The 23,882-nt window shown below is 70.4% G+C and carries 3 protein-coding genes; all 3 read left to right on the top strand.

Going from position 1 to position 23,882, the window contains the following annotated elements; genetic code table 11:
* Positions 1-420: 420 nt before the first annotated feature.
* The 3 genes from GE253_RS14010 to GE253_RS14000 are packed head-to-tail and all read left to right on the top strand — an operon-like array spanning position 421 to position 23,881.
* Positions 421-7,344 (top strand): type I polyketide synthase, encoded by a 6,924-nt coding sequence (locus GE253_RS14010; protein ID WP_153204751.1) that lies wholly within the window; start codon positions 421-423, stop codon positions 7,342-7,344.
* On the top strand, positions 7,341-19,313 hold the full coding sequence (locus GE253_RS14005; RefSeq protein WP_153204750.1) for a non-ribosomal peptide synthetase/type I polyketide synthase: 11,973 nt from the start codon (positions 7,341-7,343) through the stop codon (positions 19,311-19,313). The genes GE253_RS14010 and GE253_RS14005 overlap by 4 nt, the downstream gene beginning before the upstream one ends.
* Complete coding sequence (locus GE253_RS14000; RefSeq protein WP_153204749.1) at positions 19,313-23,881, top strand: SDR family NAD(P)-dependent oxidoreductase; 4,569 nt, start codon at positions 19,313-19,315, stop codon at positions 23,879-23,881. Before GE253_RS14005 ends, GE253_RS14000 begins: the two co-directional genes overlap by 1 nt.
* Position 23,882: the final 1 nt, after the last annotated feature.

The raw sequence follows: 23,882 nt of genomic DNA, 5'->3' as shown, positions 1-23,882 counted from the left end.
CGCACCCACTCAATTCGACAAGACACACCCCTGGTCGACTGGACTGCCCATCAAGAGCAGATGTTGTTTTAATCGAACAACCCTGGTATTTGTACCATTATTCCGAGTTTTTCCTTACCATGACACCAATAAGTCTGATCATCGAAACCGTGCGGCCGTCCTGGCTTCAACAGGCCACGCCCCCAGTACCGGCAAGGCATCAACCGTCGTCTTGACAACCTGGAAGGGATTTATTCGTATGCCTGAACAGCGGACAACAAGACGTCGGGAAACACGCGGAAATTCAGGCGGGTTTCCTCCATCCGCACTGGATTCATCCGCATTGGCAGATGCGTACGGCCGCACCGCCACAGGCCGCTTTCATCCGCCCTTCTGGCACGCCTGTGGTTGTTCTAAAACAACACAATCAGGTATCTCACGATGACGCGCCCGCCCGCATTCTCCGCTGCCGTTTTCGGGGGACCGTTGCCCCCCCTGGGATTCAGCAATCTGGGTCAGGTCCTGAGGCAGGCGGCGGACAGCGGGGGCGGACTGATCTTCCTTGATGATGACGGCACGGAACACCGGTCCGACTACGCGCAGGTGCTGGCGGAGGCGCTGCATGTCCTGGGTGGCCTGAACGCGGCGGGCCTGGGCGCCGGCGACCGGGTCATCCTGCCGGTCAAGGATGTGGGTCGGCTGGTACCGCTGCTGTGGGCCTGTTTCCTGGGCGGCATCGTGGCCGTGCCCATGGCGCCCCCCACACTGATTGAGGAGGGCGCACCACCGGTGCGCAAGTTGCAGGCCATCTGGGCGCTGCTGGACCGCCCCCTGGTGGTGGCTGATGGCGACATCCCGGCGGGACTGGCCGCCCATGCCGCGGCAAACGGCTGGCAAGGCTTCCAGGCCCTGTCGGCCGAAGGACTGTCGCAAGGCCCCATGGCGACGCGGCTGCCCGACATTCAGCCGGATGACCTGGCGATGATGCCGCAAACCTCGGGCAGCACCGGCACCCCCAAGGCGGTCATGCTGACCCATGCCAACATCCTGGCCATGGTGGCCGGCACCATCCAGGCCAACGGCTTTGCTGCGGCCGACACGACATTGAACTGGATGCCCCTGGACCATCCGGGGGCCAACGTCTTCCTGGGTGTGATGCCGGCAGTGCTCGGTGCCTGGCAGGTGCATGTCCCCACCGCATACATCCTGACCGATCCCCTGCGCTGGCTGTCGCTGCTAAGCCGCCACCGCGTCAGCATCTCCTGGGCGCCCAACTTTGCCTTTTCCATGATCGGCCGCAGCGCCGACCGGCTGGCGGCGCTGGAGCTGGACCTATCATCCGTCAGCTTCCTGGTCAGCGCGGGCGAACAGGTGGCGGCCGCCACCTCCGCCACATTCCTGGAACTGCTGGAAGCGCACGGCCTGCGCGACGGTGCCCTGCGCCCGGCTTTCGGCATGGCGGAAAGCTGCTCCGGCATCACCTGGTCCAGGGGCCTGACACGGGGCCAACTGGCCGGCAACCCTACCACCCTGTCGCTGGGCCCACCGATCCCCGGGGCCGCCATCCGCATCACCGATGAAGAAGGGGGCGTACTGCCCGACGGTGAACTGGGCCTGCTTGAACTGTCCGGCCCGTCGGTAACGCAAGGTTATTACGACAATGCCGAGGCGAACGCGGAGGCGCTGAAGCCCGGCGGCTGGTTCGCCACCGGCGATCTGGCCTATATCCTGGGCGGTGAGCTGTACATCACCGGCCGCAAGAAGCAGATCGTCATCATCAATGGCCTGAACATCCCGGTCCACGACATCGAAGCGGCGGCCGAAGAAGTGGCGGGCATCAACCCGTCCTTCACCGCCGCCTTTTCCATCTTCAGTGCCGAGCGCGGGACGGAGGAACTGGTCCTGGTGTTCAGCCCGGCCGGAGACAGGGCCGGCGACGACCTGGGCCGCCGCCTGCGCGCCCACCTGACCCGCCGCACCGGCCTTGCCCCCACCCACCTGCTGGCCCTGCCGCAGGACCTGATCCCCAAGACCAATATCGGCAAGATCCAGCGTCTGGAGCTGAAGCGCCGGTTCGAGAAGGGGGAGTTGCGCGGTTATCACCTGGCAGCCGAGACGTCGCGGCCGGCGCCACCCCGCCGGGACAGCCGGGGGCAAGAGGCGCTGATCACCACGGTCTGGGCGGAGTCTCTGGGACTGGACGCGGTCGGCCCGGACGATAATTTTTTCGAGTTGGGCGGCCATTCCGTCCTGCTGATCCAGGTGGCTGGCCGCCTGAAGCAACATTTCCCGGTGCTGGAGCCAGTGGACCTGTTCCGCTTCCCCACCGTCCGCACCCTGGCAGCCTACCTGCGGGATGCGGCAGATGGGCAGGATATGGACACCGCCCGCACCCCGGTCGCGCCGCGCCGCGCCTATGACGGGGAAACGGATGTGGCGGTCATCGGCATCGCCTGCCGCTTCCCCGGCGCCGATAATCCGGCCGAGTTCTGGGCCAACCTGCGCGAGGGGCGCGAATCCATCGCCCGCTTCACCGTCGATGAGCTGGTGACCGCCGGTTTCGACCGCGCGGCGGTGTCGCATCCGGATTACGTGCCCGCCAGCCCGGTGCTGAAGGACGCCGCCGGCTTCGACGCCGCCTTCTTCGGCTATGGCGCCCGCGAGGCGGAGCTGATGGATCCGCAGCAGCGTCTATTCCTGCACTGCGCATGGGAAGCACTGGAGGATGCGGGGTACAACCCCTTCCAGTATCCCGGCCGCATCGGCGCCTTCGTCGGCGCCAGCATGAACACCTACTTCAGCAATAACGTTCATCCCAACCGGCACAAGCTGGACCCGCGCGACCGCATCGACGTCTTCACCCTGGATTCCATGGGCGGCTTCCAGGCCATGGTGGCGAACGACAAGGACTATATCGCCACGCGCACCAGCTACAAACTGGACCTGCGCGGCCCCAGCCTGAACGTGCAGACCGCCTGCTCCACCGGTCTGGTGGTCATCCACGCGGCGGTGCAGAGCCTGCTGGCCGGCGATTGCGCCATGGCGCTGGCGGGTGCGGCGGCCGTGCAAAGCCCGCAGGCCGCCGGCCATCTGTGGCAGGAGGGTATGCTGGTGACGGCCGACGGCCATTGCCGCGCCTTCGACGCCGCCGCCACCGGCACCATCTTCGGCAGCGGCGTGGGTGCCGTGTTGCTGAAGCCGCTAAAGGCGGCCTTGGCCGACGGCGACCATGTCTATGCCGTTATCAAGGGCACGGCCGTCAATAATGATGGCGGTGTCAAGGTGGGCTTCATGGCCCCCAGCGGCACGGGCGAAACCGGCGTGGTCCGCGATGCGCTGGCCGCATCCGGCGTGCCCGCCGACACCATCACCTTCATGGAGGCGCATGGCACAGGCACGGCGCTGGGCGACCCGATCGAGGTCGCCAGTCTGGCCGCCGGCCTGAGATCGTCCACCGCCCTGATCCCCGCCGGGAATTGCGCCCTGGGCTCGGTCAAGACCAATGTCGGCCATTTGCAGATCGCATCAGGCATTGTCGGCTTCATCAAGACGGTGCTGGCCCTGCACCATCGCCAGATCCCACCCACCCTGCATTTCCAGACGCCCAATCCGGCCATCGATCTGGCGGCAAGTCCCTTCCACATCAACACCTCCCTGGTGCCCTGGCAGCCACCGGCCGGGGTGCCCCGGCGGGCGGGCGTGAACTCCTTGGGCATCGGCGGCACCAATGCCCACGTCATCCTGGAAGAGGCCCCGCCCACGCCGCGTATCGCTGCCGGCAACGACCGGCCGTCGCACCTGCTGACCCTGTCGGCGCGCACGCCGACGGCGCTGGCCGCCCTGGCACGCGCTTATGGCCGTTTCCTCGCCGATCATCCGGATACCGATGCGGCGGACCTGTGCTTCACCGCCAATACCGGCCGCAAGGCCTTCGAACACCGTCATGCCCTGGTGTTCGAGACAGTCGCAGAGCTGCGTGCCGCACTGGCACCGCTGGAGAGGGTGGCCCCGGTCACCCTGGCAGCCGCCCCCCGCATCAAGATCGCCTTCCGTTTCGCCGATCATGCCGAGCCCGGCCTGGGGCAAGAGCTTTACCAGACGGCGCCGCCCTTCCGCGCCCAGTTGGACGAATGCGACCGGCTGCTGAGCCGCCGCTGGCCGGCGGCGTCCCTGGTCGGTTGCTTGTATGGGGACGCGCCCTGGCCGGGTGATGCCGCCTTCACCCGCGCGGCGACGGCCAGCCTGGGCATTGCCGTGGCCGCGTTGCTGCGCGGCTGGGGCCTGGAACCCGATGGCGTGCTGGGCACTGGCACGGGTGCCATGGCGGCGGCCGGCTGGGCGCTGGGCGGGTTGTCCCTTGAAGAGGCGTTGGATCGCGCGGGCCAGGACATCGCCACCGAACTGCCCCCCGCCCCCGATGGGGCCGTGGTAGTGAATGTGATGGCGGATGGCTGGGCCGGGCTGCTGCGCGACCTGGGCCATGTCCATGTCCGCGGCGGTGCCGTGGACTGGGCCGCCTTTGACCAGCCCTACCGCCGCCGGCGCCTGTCACTGCCGACATACCCGTTCGAAAGCCGCCGCTATTGGCTGGAACCGCCAAAGGCCAGTCCCGCCCCGGTGCTGGAGGCCCGGCCGCATCCCCTGCTGGACCGGCGTTTCAGCAGCCCGCTGACGCACGACACCTTCTATGAGGGCCGGCTGGATACGGCGCGCCTGCCGCTGCTGGCCGACCATCTGGTCCATGGCCAGCCGGTGGTGTCTGGCGCCTGCTACATGTCCATGCTGACCGGTGTGGCGGCGCTGAATGGCCGGCTGGAGGTGCGCGATGTCGCCTTCCTGCAGGCCCTGACCGTGCCGGCGGACGGCGTCACTGTGCAGCTGGTGCTGCAACCCCAGGCGGACGGCAACCAAACCGCCACCCTGATTTCCCTGGGCGACGGGGATGGCGCGTATCGCCGCCACGTCACCGCCACCCTGCACCCGCTGGAGGATGCCAACACCATCGCCGCCCTGGCCGCCCCGGACCTGTGCCAGGCGGAATGCCCACAGACGGTGGCGCTGGACGACCACTACGCACGGCTGGAACAGCGCCACATCGTGCTGGGCCCGCAATACCGGTGGATGACGGCCCTGTCGCGCGGCACGGACCGGGCCTTCTGCCGCCTGCGCCGCCCGGCGGAACTGGATGCCGCGACCGACGCGGCCTATGGTCTGCACCCGGGTCTGATCGACGCCTGCTTCGGCCTGATGATTGCCGCCGTGGACCTGGATGTGGCCGATACCTTCATCCCCTCCAGCATTGAGCGCCTGCGCCTGCATTCCCGCCCCCAGGGCCGACCGGCCGCAGAAACCCTGTGGGCCTTTGGCCGCTTCACCCGGCAGGCCGATGGCGGCGGGGTTCGTGGCGATATCCAGCTCTGCGGCGATGACGGCATACCGGTGCTGACCCTTGCGGGCTTCACCGGTCGTGTTGCCCGCCGCGAGCAGATCCTGGGGGCCGCCCCGGCCCTGCCGCTCTATCGCCTGGACTGGCGAGCCGACGATCTGCCCCAGACGGCGGCCCCAACGCCCAGCGCCTGGCTGGTGCTGGCCGACAGCGCAGGCCTGGGCACAGCCGTGGCGTCAAAGCTGGCCGCCCGTGGCCTGCCCTGCCGCACCGTCCCGGCCGGCAGTGCCGATCTGACAACCGTGTTGAATGAGGCCGCCGCGTCTGCCCCCGGCGGCGGCCTGGGCATCCTGCATCTGGGCAATCTGGACATTGACGCCGGTACCGCGCCGGCCCAGGCCCGCGCCTTGGGCCTGACCCCGGCCTTGCTGGCCGCCCAGGCGCTGGCGGCCGTATCCGCGACGGGCGCGCTGTGGCTGGTGACCCGGGGGGCGCAGGCGGCCGGTGAGAACCAAAGCGTGACGGCAGCCCAGGCCCCAGCCTGGGGCTTGGCCAAGGTGCTGCGGCTGGAACAGCCGTCCCTACCCTGCCGCGCCATCGACCTGGACCCCTCTGCCTCCAGCCTGGAGGCAGAGGCCGACCGGCTGCTGGCCGAACTGACCATCGGCGGTCAGGCGGAGGTCGCCTGGCGCGGCGGCCGCCGTTTGCACCCGGTTCTGCTCCCCCTGGCCCCCGTCACGTCCCAGGCCCCGGCCCTGTCCCCCGATGCCAGTTATCTGGTGGCGGGCGGCTCCGGCGCCCTGGGGTCGGTGATGGTGGACTGGCTGGCCGATCGCGGCGCGCGGCACATCGTTGTCGCCAGCCGGCGTGGTGCTGTCGATGATGGACAATCCCGGCGGTTGGCGGAACGGGGCGTATCCCTTTACCCCCTGCGGGCCGATCTGGCCGATGGCACGGCACTGCCCCTGGCCTGGGGCCTGCTGGAACCACGGTTGCCCCCCTTGCGCGGCCTGATCCATGCCGCCGGTATGCTGGATGACGGGGCGCTCTCCGCACAGACGCCGCAACGGCTGGACGCGGTGGCCGCACCGAAGATGGAGGGCGCGCTGGCCCTGGCCCATCTGGCCGAGGGGCGAAACCTGGACTTTCTGGTGCTGTTCTCCTCCGCCGCGTCCATCCTGGGCCATCCTGGTCAGGCCAACTACGCCGCCGCCAACGCCTATCTGGACGCGCTGGCCGCTGATTTGCGGGCGCGGGGGCAGCGGGCGGTGGCGATCAGCTGGGGTCCGTGGGCAGAGGCCGGCATGGCCGCCAGCGACCGCGTCACCGCCGGCTTCAACCGGCTGGGCATCCATCCGCTGACCGCCGACCAGGGGCGCCGCGCGCTGGAAACGGCGCTGGCCGCCAACGTGCCGCATGTTGGCGCGCTGAACTGCGACTGGGATCGGTATGTCGGCCAGAGCGTGGCGCAATATGGCGACGGTACCGGCCGTACCGCCCCCTTCCGTCGCCTGACGAAGCCTGCTGCCCCGGCGGTGGCTGTGGCGCCCGCAGAGGAGGTGGATCTGTCCACGCGTCTGGCGGGTGCCACCGGTGAGGCGCGACGGCGGCTGTTGGCGACCCTGGTGCTGGACGTGGTGACGGAGGCCTTGAGCTTCACCGGCACCGACGCGGTGGACCACACCGTGGCCCTGATGGAACAGGGGCTGGATAGTCTGGCCGCCGTCAGCGTTCGCGCCAATCTGGCCCGCGCGCTGAACGGCGCCCTGTCGCGCGCCTTGCCCGTGGGCCTGATCTTCGAATATCCCACGGTGGACGATCTGACCCGGTTCCTGGAACGGGAAACAGCCCCGCCCGCCCCTCCGGAAAGCACCGCCGGCCCGGATGAGGACGACGACCTGGATGATTTGAGCCTGGCTGAACTGGAAGCACTGGTCAGCCGCGAATTGAACGCTGATCTGTTGAAGGTCGGACCATGACGGACGGTCCGGGCACGGCGCCCGAGCTTGCATCGGCGCAAGAGACGATCAAACGCCTGTACCGCGCGCTGAAAGCGGAAAAGCAGCAGCGCGCGGCCTTGGAAGCAAAACAGGCGGGCGGCCAGCATGAGCCGGTGGCCATCGTCGGCATGGCCTGCCGTTTCCCCGGTGGCGCCAACGATCCGGACGCCTTCTGGCGCCTGCTGGATCGTGGGGGGGATGCCGTCGGCACCGTGCCGGCCGACCGCTGGGACGCGGCCGCCTATCTGGACCCGGATGGCAAGCTGCCCGGCACCATGCACACCGCCCAAGGTGGTTTCCTGGACGTGGCCCTGGACCGGTTCGACTATGGCTTCTTCCGCCTGTCGCCCAAGGAGGCGCGCGCCCTGGACCCGCAGCAGCGCTTGCTGCTGGAAGTGTCGTGGGAGGCGCTGGAGTCCGCCGGCATCGTTCCCGCCACCCTGAAGCGCAGCCGCACGGGCGTGTTCATCGGCCTGTCGGGCGACGACTATACCCTGGCCCACCGCCATTCCGCCGATCTGTCGCGCATCGACGCCTATTCCATCACCGGCAGCACGCCCAGCACGGCGGCCGGCCGCATCGCCTATTTCCTGGGGCTGGAGGGGCCGGCCCTCCCGGTGGACACCGCCTGTTCCTCCTCTCTCGTCGCGTTCCATCTGGCCTGCCAGAGCCTGCGGGAAGGGGAGACGGACCTGGGCCTGGTGGGCGGCGTCAACCTTATCCTGGCGCCGGCCACCCATGTCTGCTTCTCCCGTCTCCAGGCCATCTCCCCTGACGGGCGGTGCAAGAGTTTCGCGGCATCGGCCGATGGCTATGGCCGGGGCGAAGGCTGCGGCATGGTGGTGCTGAAGCGCCTGGCGGACGCGCGGCGTGACGGCGACCCCATCCTGGCGCTGGTCAAGGCCACGGCGGTGAACCAGGACGGTGCCAGCAACGGCTTTACCGCCCCCAACGGCGCGGCGCAGAAGCGCCTGCTGCGGGAGGCCCTGGACAAGGCCGGCCTGTCCCCCGCAGACATCCAGTATGTGGAAACCCACGGCACCGGCACGCCACTGGGCGATCCCATTGAGGCCGATGCCCTGGCCGAGGCACTGTGCCAGGGCCGCGACCCTGCCCGCCCCCTGGTCCTGGGTGCCGTCAAAAGCAACCTTGGCCATCTGGAGGCGGCGGCCGGCATGGCCGGCGTGCTGAAGGTGCTGCTGGCGCTGCGCCATGGCCGCATCCCACCCAACCTGCACTTCACGGCGCCCAACCCCCTGATCCCCTGGGACGACGCGGCCCTGCGGGTGCCCACCACGGCCGTGCCCTGGCCGGCGGGTGGTCCAGCCCGCCATGCCGGCATCAGTTCCTTCGGCTTCAGCGGCACCAACGCGCACGTCATCCTGGGCGAGGCGCCGACCGATGGGGCCACCACCGCTTCCCCCGTCGGCCCGGCCCTGCTGTGCCTGTCGGCGCGCACGCCGGCAGCGTTGGCAGAGACGGCACGCCGGGTTCAGGCGCATCTCGCCACCCTGCCGGCCCACACCAGCGTGCACGACATCTGTGCCACGGCCCTGCACCACCGCAGCGCCTTTGCCCATCGTCTGGCCGTGGCGGGCGCCGACGCCGGGGATCTGGCCCATGCGCTGGGTGCCTGGCTGCGGAACGGCACCGTGGCCGATCATGCGGCCGCCCGCGCCTATGTCGAAGGCAACAAACCGGACGCTGCGGCCCTGGGCCTGGATGGCCCTTACCGGCGGGTGGACCTGCCCGCCACCGCCTTTGATCCCCAGCCCTGCCATTTCGGCCAGCCCGGCGGGCCACTGGTGCCCTTGCCGGCCCCCACTGCCACGGGCCGCACCAGCCGGGATGTCGTGCATCCCTTATTGGGCCGCCAATGGCGCAGCCCGCTGCTCAACGACACCTTGTGGGAGGTTGAGATCGGCCTGGGCAGCCATCCGCTGTTCCGCGATCATCGTGTCTTCGGCCAGCCGGTGGTGCCCGCCGCCGCCTATCTGTCCATGATGCTGGCGGCGGCCGGCCACCATCTGCCCGGCCGGCCGCTGGCGCTGGAGAGCGTCGCCTTCCCCGCTGCCCTGGTCCTGCCCGAGGCCGGCGCCGTCACCCTGCATTTGCGCCTGCGCCCCCTGGATGAGGATCGGGCGGAATTGCGTCTGGTGCGCCTGACCGAGACCGGCGCCGTCACCCACGCCACCGCCACCCTGGTTGCCGCTGACGCCCGCGATCTGGTCGCCGACACCCCCGCCGCCCGCTGGGACGGCTGGTCGGAGACGCTGGACACCCTGTTCAACAGTCAACGCGACCGGCTGGTGCTGGGGCCGGCCTTCCGTCGCGCCGGCGCCGCCCGCCGGGCGGGTGACGACGCGCTGGCCCGGCTGGAAACCGGCGCCGACGATGGCGTCTGGCAGCCCAGCTTCCATCCCGGCCTGATCGATGCCGGGCTGCAACTGCTGCCCGCCCTGTGGCAAGGCGGGGGCGATGCTGCCCTGGTGCCAGTGGGCGTGGACCGCGTCACCTGGTCCGGTCAGGCCAGCGCCCCCCAATGGGCCGCCGCCACCCTGACGCGCGATGCCGGCAACCTGCCGGGGGGTGACATCCTGCTGTTGAACGCGGATGGCCAGCCCCAACTGCACCTGCGCGGCCTGCGCGGCGAAACCCTGTCGGCGGACGCCTTGCGCCGCGCCATCGGAATGAGTGAGGCAGGTGCGCCCCCCTGCTATCGCGTCACCTGGCACCCGACGGCGGAACGCCCCCTGGCCACCCGCTGGATCATCCTGCCCCATGCCCGCCTGCCGGCCGACGCCTTCCCCGGCGCGCTGCGGATCGCGGACGAAAGCGCGCTGGCTGACGCGGATACGCATGGTGCCGCCATCCTTGACCTGCGGGCGCTGGATGGGGGCGCCGATCTGGCGCTGGCGGCACCGGCCCTGCGACTGGCGCAGACGCTGGCACGGCTCGACGCGCCGCCGCGCCTGTGGATCGCCACCCGCATGGCCCAGGCCGCCAGCCCGGATGACACGCCCGACCCTTTCCAGGCGGCCTTGTGGGGCCTGGGTCGGTCGCTGGCGGTGGAACAACCAATGTTGTGGGGAGGGCTGGTCGATTTGCCGGCGGCGCTGGACACCGTGGCCTGGGACCGTTTGCCCGACCTGCTGGTCCCCGGTGAATGCGCCCTGCGCGACGGCACCATCCTGGCTCCCAGGCTGGAAGCCGCGTCGCCGGCGGACCAGCCTTTCACGCTGCGCGATGACGCAACCTACCTCGTCACCGGCGGCCTGGGCGCCCTGGGCCTGGACCTGACCGAGGGGCTGGCCCGGCGCGGTGCCCGCCATCTGGCCCTGTTGGGACGCAACGGCCCCACCACCACGGCACAGGCGCGGCTCGATGCGCTGGCGGCATCCGGCACGCGCGTCCTGGTCCTGGCCGCCGACGTGTCGGATACTGCCAGCCTGGAAGCGGCCCTGGCCCGCATCAAGGCGGCAATGCCGCCGCTGGCCGGCTTCTTCCATCTGGCCGGCCGGCTGGACGATGGAATGCTGGCCGACCAGACGCCGGAACGTCTGGCCCATGCCATGGCCGGCAAGGCCGGCGGCGCCTGGGCGCTGCATGAAGTGACCCGCGATCTGGCGTTGGATGTGGCGGTGTTCTTTGCCTCCGCCGCCGGGGTGCTGGGCGCCGCAGCCCAGGCCAACTACGCCGCCGCCAACGCCTTCCTGGACGCCCTGGCGGCCCATCGTCGGCGGCAGGGCCTGCCGGGCACCAGCCTGGCCTGGGGCCCCTGGGCCGGCGTCGGCATGGCGGCCGACAGCAAGGCCGCCGCCAACCTGTCGGCCCTGGGCTTCACCCCCCTGGCACCGGAACGGGCGCTGGCGGCGATGGACCGGGTGCTGGCCGCCGACTGGGCCCAGGCCACGATCCTGGCCGTGGATTGGTCCCGCTATGGCCGCGCCTTGCCGGCGGGGACATCATCCACCCTGCTGCGCGGCCTGCTGCCTGCCGGCCCGGCGGCCAAGCCCGCCGATCTGACCGATTTCCTGGCCGCCACCGCCGCCGAGGTGCTGGGCGCCGCCCTCGGCACGATCATCGATCCATCACAGGATCTGTTTGAATTGGGCCTGGACTCCCTGATGGCGCTGCGCCTGCGCAACGCCGTGGAGGCCCGACTGGGCATCAGCCTGCCGCCCACCATCCTGTTCGAGCACCCCACATTGGCGGCCCTGGTCAAGGCGCTGGGCGAACCTGCGGCCCCCACCATCATACCCGCCCCCACCCAGGGCGGCGCCGACCCCACGGCCTTGAGCGTGGGACAAAAGGGGCTGTGGTTCCTGCAGCAACTGGCACCGGACAGCGCCGCCTTCCACACCTGTTTCACCGCCCGCATCCGCAGCGCCCTGGATGTGGACGCGCTGGAGCGGGCCTTCCGACGCGTGCTGGACCGCCACCCCGGTCTGCGCGCCCGCTTCAGCGCGCCCGACGGTCTGCCCCGGCAGGACGCGGTGCCGGCCGACGGCTTCTCCATTGAGCGTCACCAGGCGCCGACCGATCCGGACGACTTGCACGCCGCCGTAGACACGGCCTATCGCCGCCCCTTTCAACTGGATTTGGGGCCGCCCCTGCGCGTGGCCCTGTGGCAGGCTGCCGACAATGACCATGTGCTGCTGGTCGCCGTCCATCACATCGCCATCGACGTCTGGTCGTTCGAGCTGCTGCTGGATGAGGTGAAGGCCGCCTACGCCATCGAACGCGACGGCGGCGCCCTGCCCCTGCCAGCCGGCCGCGCTTACGCCGATTTCATCGCCTGGCAGCGGGATTTGCTGGCCGGTCCCCGGGGCGGGGCGCTGCGCGACTATTGGCGCGGACAACTCGCCGGTGCGCCGCCGCCAGCAGAACCGCCCCTGGCCAACCGGCCGCAGGGCACCACGGCGCTGGCGGGCCGGTCGCTGCATTTCACGTTGGGGCCTGACGCAACAGCGGCGCTGGAACGGATGGGGCAGGAACAGGGCGCCACCCTGAACATGACCCTGCTGGCTGCATGGCTGCTGTTGCTCGGTCGCCTGAGCGGGCAGCAGGACATCGTTGCCGGCACCCCGGCGTTGGGCCGCAGTGAGCGCGCCTGGGCCCAATCCCTGGGCTTTTTCGTCAATGTCCTGCCCATCCGGGCCAGCCTGACCGGCACATGGCCCGACTTCCTGCGTCAGGTGCGGCGCACGGTGCTGGACGCCATCGCCCACCAGGATCTGCCCTTCGCCGACATCGCCGCCCTGGCGCCGCAGGCCGACCATGCCGGCCCGCACCCCCTGTTCACCACCCTGTTCCACCTGCGCAATCTTGAGGAAATGGGCCCGCTGGGGAACGCCTTCCTGCCCGGCCGCACGGGGGCCATCCCCTTCGGCCCGCTGGAGATCGAGCCCTATTTCCTGGACCAGCAGGAAGGGCAGTACCCCCTGACCATGGAATGGTTCAAGGCGGGCGGGGATCTGCACGGCGTCCTGAAATACGACACCGCCCATTACGATGCGGCGGGCGCCGCGCGAATTGCGGAGCATTACCAGGTGGCCCTGGCGGGCCTGGTCAGCCAGCCCGACGCCCCGGTCACCGCCATCGACCTGCTGACCGATGATGACCGCGCGGCGCTGGCGCGCTGGAATGACACCGTCCGCGACATTCCTGCGGCCTGCATCCATGACCTGATCGCCGCCCAGGCGGCCCGCACGCCCGACGCCCCGGCCCTGTTGTCGGGGGAGGAGGTGTTGAGCTACGCGGTTCTGGACCGCCGCGCCAACGCGCTGGCCCACAGGCTGGCCGACCAGGGCGTCGGGCCGGGCACCCTGGTCGGCCTGTGCCTGGAGCGATCCACCGCCCTGGTGGTGGGCGTGCTGGCTGTCCTGAAGGCCGGCGGCGCCTATGTGCCGCTGTCACCCGACGACCCGGCGGATCGGCTGACGGCCCTGGCCCGGGACGCCAAACTAACGCGGGTCTTGGTGCAGCCGGACCGGCGCGACCGCTTCACCGGTCTGGATGATGATCAGATTCTGGTCCTGGCCGAAACGGACCATGAGCGAGCGGACGCGCCGTTGACGGCGGTGACGCCGGGCGATCTGGCCTATGTTCTGTTCACCTCTGGCACCACCGGGATGCCCAAGGGCGTGATGGTGCCGCATGGCGCCGTGATCAACCTTCTGGCCTGGTGTCAGGACAGGTGGCCTCTGACGGTGGATGGCGCACTGCTGCAACGCACGCCGCTGACGTTCGACCCGTCGGTGGCGGAGCTGTTCTGGCCGCTGATCACCGGAGCCCGGCTGGTGCTGGCCGGGCCGGATGGTCATCGTGATCCATCGCGCCAAATCGACCTGATCCGCCGCCACCGGATAACGGCGCTGTTCACCGTGCCCTCGCAGTGGCACACCCTGCTGGAAGAGCCGGGGATTACCGCGTGCGATAGCCTGCGTCTGGTCATTTCCGGCGGCGAGGCCCTGCCGGCCGCCTTGATCGGCCGCTTCCAGGCCGCCCTGCCCCAGGCGGTGCTGGTCAATGTCTATGGCCCGACAGAGGCCACGGTGCTGGCAAGCGCCTGGCCCTGCACATCCCAGCCGGATGAGGGGGCGGTGCGCATCGGCGCGCCCATCGCCAACACGCAGCTCTACGTGCTGGACGGGGCGCTGAGGCCTGTACCCCCAGGTGTGGCCGGCGACCTGTACATCGCCGGACGCGGCCTGGCGCGGGGATACCTGAACCAGCCGGATCTGACGGATGCCGCCTTCATCACGGACCCCGCCGTGCCGGGCGGGCGTCTCTACCGTACCGGCGATCGCGCCTGCCTTATGCGGGATGCCGATGGCCGCTTGAGCCTGCATTTCCTGGGCCGGGGCGACCAGCAGGTGAAGCTGCGCGGTATGCGGTTGGAGATCGGGGAGGTGGAGGCCGCCCTGCGCCTGCACCCGGATATCGCCGCCGCCGCCGTGCGCCTGATCACCCCGCCGTCGGGCGAGGCCATGCTGGGTGCCTGTCTGGTGCCGGCCGCCGGCGCCGCCATCACGCCCGAAGACGTCACCGCCTTCCTGACCGATCGGTTGCCCGGCTGGATGACGCCCCGCGTGTGGGCCACGCTGCCTGCCCTGCCCCTGACCGCGCATGGCAAGATCGACGGGACCGCCCTTGATCGGCATCTCCGGGTCGCGCTGGACCAGCGGACAGCGGAACCATCACCCACGGCACCCACGGTGCCCGTGGCAATGGGGCAGGTTGAACGCACGGTCGCCCGCATCTGGTGCGACCTGCTGAACCTGCCCGCCGTGGGCCGGAACGACCATTTCTTCGACCTGGGCGGCACCTCACTGATGCTGGCGCGCGTGCGCCGGCGACTGGAGGATGCGGGCCTGGGCGAAGTGCCCATCGCGGACTTGTTCCGCTATCCCACCGTGGCAGGATTGGCCGCCTATTTGAGGGCCGAGGGCGCGGTCGACGCCCCCGTGGCGGTGCCGGCCCGCGCCGAGGCGGGCGATCACGCCGTCGCCGTCATCGGTTTCGCCGCACGCTTCCCCGGCGCCCCGGACGTGGACGCCTTCTGGGACAACCTGTTGCGCGGCGTGGAGAGCATCCGCCGCTTCACCCGGTCGGAGCTGCTGGCCGCCGGCGCCCCCGCCACCCTGGTGGACGACCCGACCTATGTCCCCGCCAATGGCGTGCTGGACGGGGTGGAGGATTTCGACGCCGGCTTCTTCGGGTATTCTCCGCGTGAGGCGGAAACGCTGGACCCGCAGCAGCGATTGTTCCTGGAAACGGTGTGGCACGCGCTGGAACATGGCGGCTATGGCCGTCGCGCTCTGACCGAGCGGGTCGGAATCTACGCGGGATCGGAGATCAGCAATTACCTGCTGTTCAACCTGGCGGACCGGCTGGACTCCACCGACATGAATGGCGGCTATGCCTTGAGCTTGGCCAACGACAAGGATTTCCTGGCCACGCGCGCCGCCTATGCCCTGGACTTGCGTGGCCCGGCCATGACGGTGCAGACCGCCTGTTCCACCTCCCTCACCGCGGTGGCCATGGCCTGCGACGCGCTGATCTCCGGCCAGTGCGAGATGGCGCTGGCCGGCGGCGTTTCCATCCAGTTGCCCCAGATCCAGGGTTATCGCCATCGGGAAGGTCTGGTGGCGTCGGCCGACGGCCATTGTCGGCCGTTCGACGCCGCCGCCAGCGGCACCGTCAATGGCAACGGCGTCGGCGTGGTGCTGCTGAAACCACTGGGCCGGGCGCTGGCCGACGGCGACACGGTGCACGCCGTGCTGAAGGGCTGGGCGGTCAATAATGACGGGTCGCAAAAACTGGGTTACACCGCCCCCAACGCCGACGCCCAGGCCCGCGTGCTGGCGGCGGCCTGGGACCATGCCGGCGTGCGGCCGGACGAACTGGGGTATGTGGAGGCCCACGGCACCGGCACACCGCTGGGCGACCCCATTGAGGTGACGGGCCTGATCCAGGCCTGGGGCGGCCGGCAGCATTCCACGACGCCCTGCCTGTTGGGCTCCGTCAAGGGCAATATCGGCCATCTGGGCGCCGCGTCCGGTGTCGCCGGCCTGATCAAGACCGTGCTGACGGTGCGGGAGGGGCAGATCCCGCCCAGCCTGCACCTCGACAGCCCCAACCCCAAGATCCCCTTCGCCGGATCAGCCTTCGCCGTGAATGGCAGCCTGCGCCCCTGGCCCGGCACGGGCGTGCGCCGGGCGGGCGTCAGTTCCTTCGGCATTGGCGGCACCAACGTGCATGTCGTGGTGGAACAGGCCCCGGCACCGGTGGGGGCCCGGGCCGACGATGGCTGGCACCTGCTGCCCGTTTCCGCCGGCAGCGCCCGCGGGCTGGACACGGCCCTGGGCACGCTGGCCGGCCGCCTGACCGCCACCGACGCGCCAGCACTGGCCGACACCGCCCATACCCTGCAACAGGGCCGCGACAGCTTCGCCCACCGCGCCGCTCTGGTGGTGCGCGCCGGCGCCAAGCTGGACGAGGCACTGGCGCAGGCGCCGCGCGCCCATGTCCGCCCCGTGGCGGGCGAGGCGCCGGATGTAGCCTTCCTTTTCCCCGGCCAGGGGGCGCAGCATCCCGACATGCTGCTGGACCTCTATCGCGCCTGGCCCGACTTCCAGCGCGACATCGACCAGGGCCTGGATCTGCTGGCGACGGTGGAGGGTACGGCGGCCGCCACCTTGCGCGCCATGCTGTACCCCACGGCGGAGCGGCGGGAAGAGGCGCGCGCCTTCCTGGGCCAGACCCGCCATACCCAACCGTTCCTGTTCGTCATGGAGCACGCGCTGGCCCGGCAGTGGCAGCGTCTGGGCGTGGAACCGGGGGCCCTGATGGGGCACAGCGTCGGCGAGTATGTGGCCGCCTGTCTGGCCGGCGTGTTCACCTACGCGGACGCCTTGCGTCTGGTGGCGGCGCGTGGCCGCCTGATGCAGGCATTGCCGGCCGGTGCCATGCTGGCGGTGAATCTGCCCGTCGGGGACATTCACCCCTATCTGTCCGACATGGTCTGTCTGGCAGGCGACAACGGCCCGACCCAGTGCGTGCTGTCCGGCCCGCCGGCCGCCATCGCCGCCGTGGCGACAGCGTTGGCGGAACGCGGCGTGACCACGCACACGCTGGCGACCTCGCACGCCTTCCACTCCGCCATGATGGACCCCATCCTGGACGCCTTCCGCCAGGTGGTGGCGGGCGTGACACGACAGGCGCCGCGCATTCCAGTCATTTCCTGCCTGACGGGCGATTGGCTGACGGCGGAACAAGCGACCGATCCGGATTACTGGGTACGGCAATTGCGGGGCGCGGTGCAGTTCCGCCGGGGTGTGGAAACGCTGAAGGCTACCCCCGGCCGGCTGATGCTGGAGGTGGGTCCGGGCCGGGCGTTGAGCGCCCAGGCGCAGCGCGTTGTCGGCCGCGATGGCCCGGCCGTGCTGGCCACCGCCCGGCGCGAAACGGAAAAACGCGATGACCGCGAAGCTTGGCTGTCGGCCTTGGCCAGCCTGTGGCTGGCGGGCGTGGACGTCCGTTGGCCGCTGATCGCCGGCGCACGACGCGTGCCGCTGCCCCCCTATCCCTTCGATCGGCAGCGCTACTGGGTGGAACCGGGTGCTGCCCGGCAGGCGGCGGGCCCGGTGCGGGCGGACGCCGCCAACCGCTTCTACACCCCGCGCTGGACGCCCACGCCCCTGCCGCCGGCCGCAGCGCCCCTGCATGACGGCCTGACCCTGATCTTCGCCGACGGCGCCGGCGTGGCCGAGCGGCTGGCGGCCCGTCTGGGTGCTGAAACGGTGGTGGTCGATATCGCCGGCCCATCCGGTCTGGCCCATGCCCCGGCGGCCTATGCCGCCCTGCTGAACCGGGTGCGCTCACAGGGGCCCCTGCGCCGCATCATCCATGCCGCCTGCCTGGGCATTCCGTCCGACCATGTGCGCAGCCTGGGCCTGGAGAGCCTGCTGTTCCTGGGTCAGGCCCTGGCCGAGACGCCGGACCCGGTGCAACTGGCCATCGTCGCAAGCGGCGTGCAGGACGTGACGGGCGATCCGCCGGGACCGTCGGAGGCAGCAATGCTGATGGGGCCCGCCCTGGTGCTGCCACGCGAATGCCCCTGGGTGGATTGCCGGTTGATCGATATCGTGGCGGTCTCCGCCACCGCCGCGCAGGTGGCCGGCCGTATCCTGGATGAGATGGCCGACCCGCGCGGCGACCGTCTGGTGGCCTATCGCCATAACAGACGATGGGTGCGCGATTTCCAGCCCCTGGCGATCCCGCAGAGCGAACCCAGCCCGTTGCGGCCACACGGCGTCTATCTCATCACCGGCGGCTTGGGCGGCATCGGCCTGACCATCGCCCAGGCGCTGGCCCAACGCTGCCAGGCCCAGCTGGTGCTGTGCAGCCGCACCGTGCCGGCGGCGGACGACCCGCGCCAGGACATCCTGCAGCGGATCCGCGAGGCGGGGGCGGAAGTCACGGTGGCGGCGGCCGACGTGACCAGCGCGCAAGACATGGAGCGCCTGATCGCCGACACCCTGGCCCGGCACGGTGCTCTGCACGGCGTCATCCATGCCGCCGGTCTGGCCAGCCACAGCGCCTTGACCGCCAAGAATGCGGCCGGCATGGCGACCGTGCTGGCGCCCAAGGTGGATGGCACACTGGTCCTGGCCGACGCCGTGGCCCAGGTGCCGTTGGACTTCCTGGCCCTGTTCTCCTCCAGCAGCGCTGTCCTGGGTGCCGCCGGCCTGATGGACTATGCCGCCGCCAATGCCTTCCTGGACACCTTCGCCCACCGCCGCAGCGCCGCCGGCCTGCCCACGGTGGCCATCGGCTGGGACGCCTGGGCGGATGTCGGCATGGCGCGGGACGCCTTCACCGGCACGGTCACCACCCGCCAGGCGGCACAGGCCCTGACGGCGGAGGAGGGCGTGGACGCCTTCCTGCGCATCCTGGGTCAGCGTGGCCTGCCGCACATCCTGGTGTCGCCCACCGACCTGAACACCATGCTGGCCGACATCGCGGCCGCCGGCCGGGACGAGGACACGCCGGCAACCGCGGCGGCGGCCGCCTGCTATGACCGGCCGGAACTCGCCACCTCCTTCATCATGCCATCCACGCCGATCCAGCGACAGGTGGCGGCGCTTTGGCAGGAGATCCTGGGCATCCGGGAGGTCGGCATCCAGGACAATTTCTTCGACCTGGGCGGTGACAGCCTGGTGGGCGCCAGATTGGTGGCGCGCCTGAACCGGAGCTTCGGGGCCAACCTGCCCGCCGTGATACTGTATGAGGCGCCCACCGTAGAGGCGCTGGCCGACCGGCTGACAGAGGCCAAAACACCGCCGCGACCGGCGGCGATGGTGGAAGCGACAGGGCTTGAGGGCGATGGGCGGGACAGCCGCCGGGCGCGCCGTGACAGGAAACGGGACGATTTCTTCTGATGAACATGACGAGCAACCGCAACGATCTGGACGGCGCCATCGCCATCATCGGCATGGGCCTGCGCGTGCCCGGTGCCGACACGGCCGAGGGGTTCTGGCGCAACCTGTCCAAGGACGTCTGTTCCATCACCCGCTTCACGCCCGACCAGTTGCGGGCGGCCGGCGTGCCGGTGGCGGACTATACCCGGCCCGATTACGTCCCCGTTGGCGGCATCCTGCCCGACGTCGATCGTTTCGATGCCAGCTTCTTCGGGTTCACCGCCCGTGAGGCGGAATGTCTGGCGCCGCAGAACCGCCTGCTGTTCGAATGCTGCTGGGAGGCGTTGGAAAATGCCGGTTACGATCCCAAGGGCACGCCCGGCCGCACCGGCCTGTTCTTCGGCCAGAGCCTGAACAGCTATTGGCAGAACAATGTGGAGCCCAACCTGACGGCGCTGGATGTCGGGCTGGATTTTTTCGCCAACCCGGACTTCCTCAGCACCGGCATCGCCTACAAGCTGGACCTGCGCGGGCCAGCGTTGACAGTGCAGTCCTTCTGCTCCACCTCGCTGCTGGCGGTGCATCTGGCCCGGCAGAGCCTGCTGGAAGGGGAATGCGACATGGCGCTGGCCGGCGGCGCCTCTGTCCGCATCCCCCAGGCCCAGGGCTATATCCACATGCCCGACAGCCTGTATTCCCCCGACGGTGTCGTTCGCGCCTTTGACGCCGGCGCCAACGGCACGCTGTTCAGCAACGGCGTGGGAACCGTGCTGCTGAAGCGGCTGGAAGACGCGCTGGAGGATGGTGACCGCATCGTCGCCGTCATCCGGGGGTCGGCCGCCAACAATGACGGTGGCCGCAAGGCGGGCTATAATGCCCCCAGTGTGGACGGTCAGGCCCGCGTCGTGGCCCAGGCCCTGCGCGATGCCAGCGTGGCCGCCGACAGCATCGGCTATGTCGAATGCCACGGCACCGGCACCCTGCTGGGTGACCCGGTGGAGGTGGCAGCCTTGACCAAGGCCCATCGCGTGTTCACGGACCGGCAGGGCTATTGCGCCATCGGCTCGGTCAAGCCCAACATCGGCCATGCCGACCGCGCCTCGGGCGTCGTCAGCCTGATCAAGGCGGCGCTGTGCCTGCGCCACCGCACCCTGCCCGGCCTGCTGAACTACCGCAGCCCCAACCCGCGCCTGGACCTGGACGGCAGCCCTTTCTACATCAATACCCAGGCCCAGCCGTGGGAAGCGGCGGATGGTCCCCGCCGCGCCGGCGTGACCTCGCTGGGCTATGGCGGCACCAACGTCCATCTGGTGCTGGAAGAGGCGCCGCCGCAGCCCATGCCAAAGGGAGCCACGGCACCGCAGGCGATCATCCTGTCGGCCCGCAGCCCCGCAGCCCTGGACGCCGCCAGCCGCCGGCTGGCCGATCATCTGGAAGCCAACCCCGGCCTGCCCCTGGACGCCATCGCCCACACGCTGCAGGCCGGTCGCCACGGCTTCAACCACCGCCGCGCCGTAGTGGGCGCCAGCATTGCCGAGATCATCGGCAAGCTGCGCCGGGCCGAGGGGGGACGTGACGTCACGGTGCGCAATCCGCCCGTCCAGCTTGTCCTCACCACCGGCATCCCGCCAGACCAGGCGGCGGCGTTGATCCGCGCCCTCATCGCCTGGGGCATCACCCCCGCCAGCCTGACGGGCCCGGGCGCCGACCGGGTGGCGCTGGCCCTGGAACCGGCGACCTTCCCCGTCCGGCCGGCGGATGCACCGGTCGACGCGGGCCATGTCCGGCTGGATATCGGCACCGGCAGCCCCGCCCAACTGCTGGCGGATCTGTGGCTGGCCGGCGTCATCCCGGACTGGCGGGCCGTATGGGAGGGTACGCCGCCCGCGCGTCTGGGCCTGCCTACCTACCCCTTCGAGCGGGAGCGGTATTGGTTGAACGGCCGGCAGGAACAGGCTGGGGAAACGGGGGAGACGTCCCCGTCCCCCGCCCTTGCCCCAGATGAGGAAGGCCGGCCTGTCTTCCAGGTACCGTCCTGGCGCCGCCTGCCACCGCTGACGGGAAGCGCCGGGCCGGCGCGCTGCCGCATCGTCGTGCTGGATGGGGCGGCCCTGGGTGATGGCGTGGCCGATGCACTGGAAGCATTGGGCGATACCATCATCCGCATCGCGCCCGGCGCCACCACCACCAACCCAGCGGAACGACGCTACACCGTGGACGCCACCCGGGCGGATCACCTGGATGCCCTGCTGAACCGCCTTAAAATCTGGGGGCCAACCGATCTGGTGCTGTGCACACCCGCACCGGTGGCCGGTTCCGCCGAGGCGGCGCTGGCGGCCTTCAGCGATCTGCACCGCTGGATCCGGGCGGTGGACGCCGTCTGGCCGGGCAAGCCCTGGGGGCTGACAATCGTGGCCCCCGGCCTGTTCCAGGTCACCGGGACCGACATGACAGTGCCCGCATTGGCCGTGCTGCCGGCACTGGCCGCCGTGGCGGCGCAGGAATATCCGCATCTTTCCTGCCGTGTCATCGATGCCGGCAGCACCGCCGCAGCGCTGGCGGCCGAGATCCGTCAGGGCGGTGGTGACGGCACCAGCGTGGCGTTGCGCGGCCCCCACCGCTGGGCCGCAACGCAGGAAGGGGTGGAGATCACGGAGGAGGGGCCATCCGCCCTGGCCCACCGGCTGCGCCCCGGTGGCACGTATCTGATCACCGGCGGGCTGGGCGGCATCGGCTATACCCTGGCCAGCCATCTGGCCAGCACCTTGGGCGCCCGTCTGGCCCTGGTGTCGCGCGCCGTTCCGGCGGCGGGCGATACGGATGCCAAGGCCCGCCGTCTGGCGGCATTGACCGCCCAGGGCGGGCAGGTCCTGGCGCTGGCCGCCGACACCGGCGACGCCGCACAGATGGCCGGCGCGGTGGCGGTGGCCCGTGCCCGCTTCGGCCGCATCGACGGCGTCATCCACGCCGCCGGCTTGCCCGGCGCCACGACGCTGGACAGGTTGACGATGGATGAGGCCCGCGCCGTCATCGCGCCCAAGGTGGCGGGTGCGGCGGCCCTGATCGACCTGCTGCGGGACGATCCGCCCGACTTCCTGGTCTTCTGCTCCTCCCTGGCCGCCGTGCGCCCCACGGTCGGCCAAGGCCATTACGCCGCCGCCAATGCCGTGCTGGACGCCCTGGCCCAAACACCTGATGCGCCCATGCCCATCCTGTCGGTGAACTGGAATTCCTGGCGCACGGTGGGCATGGCCCAGGACATCTGGAACCGTCAGGCCACCCTCACACCGCTGGACCACCCGCGCTTCCGCGAACGTGTGCACATGCCGGATGGCGAGGTGCGCTTCCATGCCCGGCTGGACGGGCGTACCGACTGGCTGCTGGCCGACCACCGCGTGGCCGGCCGCCCCACCATGCCCGGCACCGGCATCCTGGACCTGATCCTGCAAGCCCACGTGCTGCACCAAGGTGGCGCTTTCCAACCGGTGGAGATACGCGATCTGGTCTTCCAGCGACTGCTGGCCACCGACACCGCCGTCGAGCTGCGCATCGGCTTTGTGCCGCTGGCCGACGGCCTGGCCGTGCGGGTGGAAAGCGTGGCGCCGGACGCGGAACCCGTGCTGCACGCCCATGCCACCCTGCGCCCGCTTGCCGATACAGCGGAGACGGTGGCGGTAACGCCCGGAACGCAGGCGCACCCCCTGCCCGGCCGCGCGCCCGACGGCCCGGACCTGGGTGACCGCTGGAACTGCCTGACCCGCCTGACCAGCGGCAACGGACGCAGCGTGGCGGATCTCTCGCTGCATGTCGCCTTCCAGGCCGATCTGGCCGCGACCGTGCTGCACCCGGCCCTGGTCGATATCGCCCTCAGCATCCATCATTACCTGCGCGGCAGCGGTGGGCTGGCCCTGCCGGTGGGGTATCGCCGCCTGCGGGTCCATGCCCCCCTGGGCGCCGATCTCGTCAGCATCGTGGAGGAGGCGCCCCGCCAGACGGACACATGCATGGAATGGACGGTGGCGCTGGCCGACCGGACGGGCCGCGTGCGGGTGGCGGTGGAGGGCTTCGCCCTGGTGGCTTCCGACCATATTCAGCCGCCCCCCCCGCCCCGCGCGCAAGCCGATGGGTTGCACGGCAACCCATTCGAGGCCGACAGCATCACGCCGGCCGAAGGCATCGCCATCTTCCGCGCCCTGCCCCTGGGCCTGACGTCCCAGTTGATGGTGTCACGCGGCCGGCCCACCCCTGTGCGCAAGGCCGCGACAACCGAACCGACCTTCGCCCAACCGGTGGCAACACAGCCACGGGATGAGGCGGCGGTGCGCGCGGCGCTGGCGACGCTGTGGCAGCGCATCCTGGGCGGCGGGGTGCCGTCGGCGGATGCGCATTTCTTTGAGCTGGGTGGCAACTCGCTGGGCGCCACCCGCGTGCTGTCGCACATCCGCGAGGTCTACGGGGTCACCCTGGGCATCAAGGACTTCTTTGCCGACCCCACCCTGACCGCCCTGGCACGCCGCGTCGTCGCGGGCGCCGCCCAAGCCGATATCCCCGCCGCCCCCGACGATGACCGGGACGAGGGAGTGCTGTGAC

The sequence above is a fragment of the Niveispirillum sp. SYP-B3756 genome, from assembly GCF_009495745.1.
Taxonomy (GTDB): domain Bacteria; phylum Pseudomonadota; class Alphaproteobacteria; order Azospirillales; family Azospirillaceae; genus Niveispirillum.
The sequence above is the reverse complement of the archived record's forward strand: the minus strand, read 5'-3'. Positions and strand labels throughout refer to the sequence as shown.

Bases quoted from the DNA above. Each gene is read 5' to 3' on its own strand.
- GE253_RS14000 (WP_153204749.1), top strand. From the start codon at position 19,313: ATGAACATGACGAGCAACCGCAACGATCTGGACGGCGCCATCGCCATC.
- GE253_RS14005 (WP_153204750.1), top strand. From the start codon at position 7,341: ATGACGGACGGTCCGGGCACGGCGCCCGAGCTTGCATCGGCGCAAGAG.
- GE253_RS14010 (WP_153204751.1), top strand. From the start codon at position 421: ATGACGCGCCCGCCCGCATTCTCCGCTGCCGTTTTCGGGGGACCGTTG.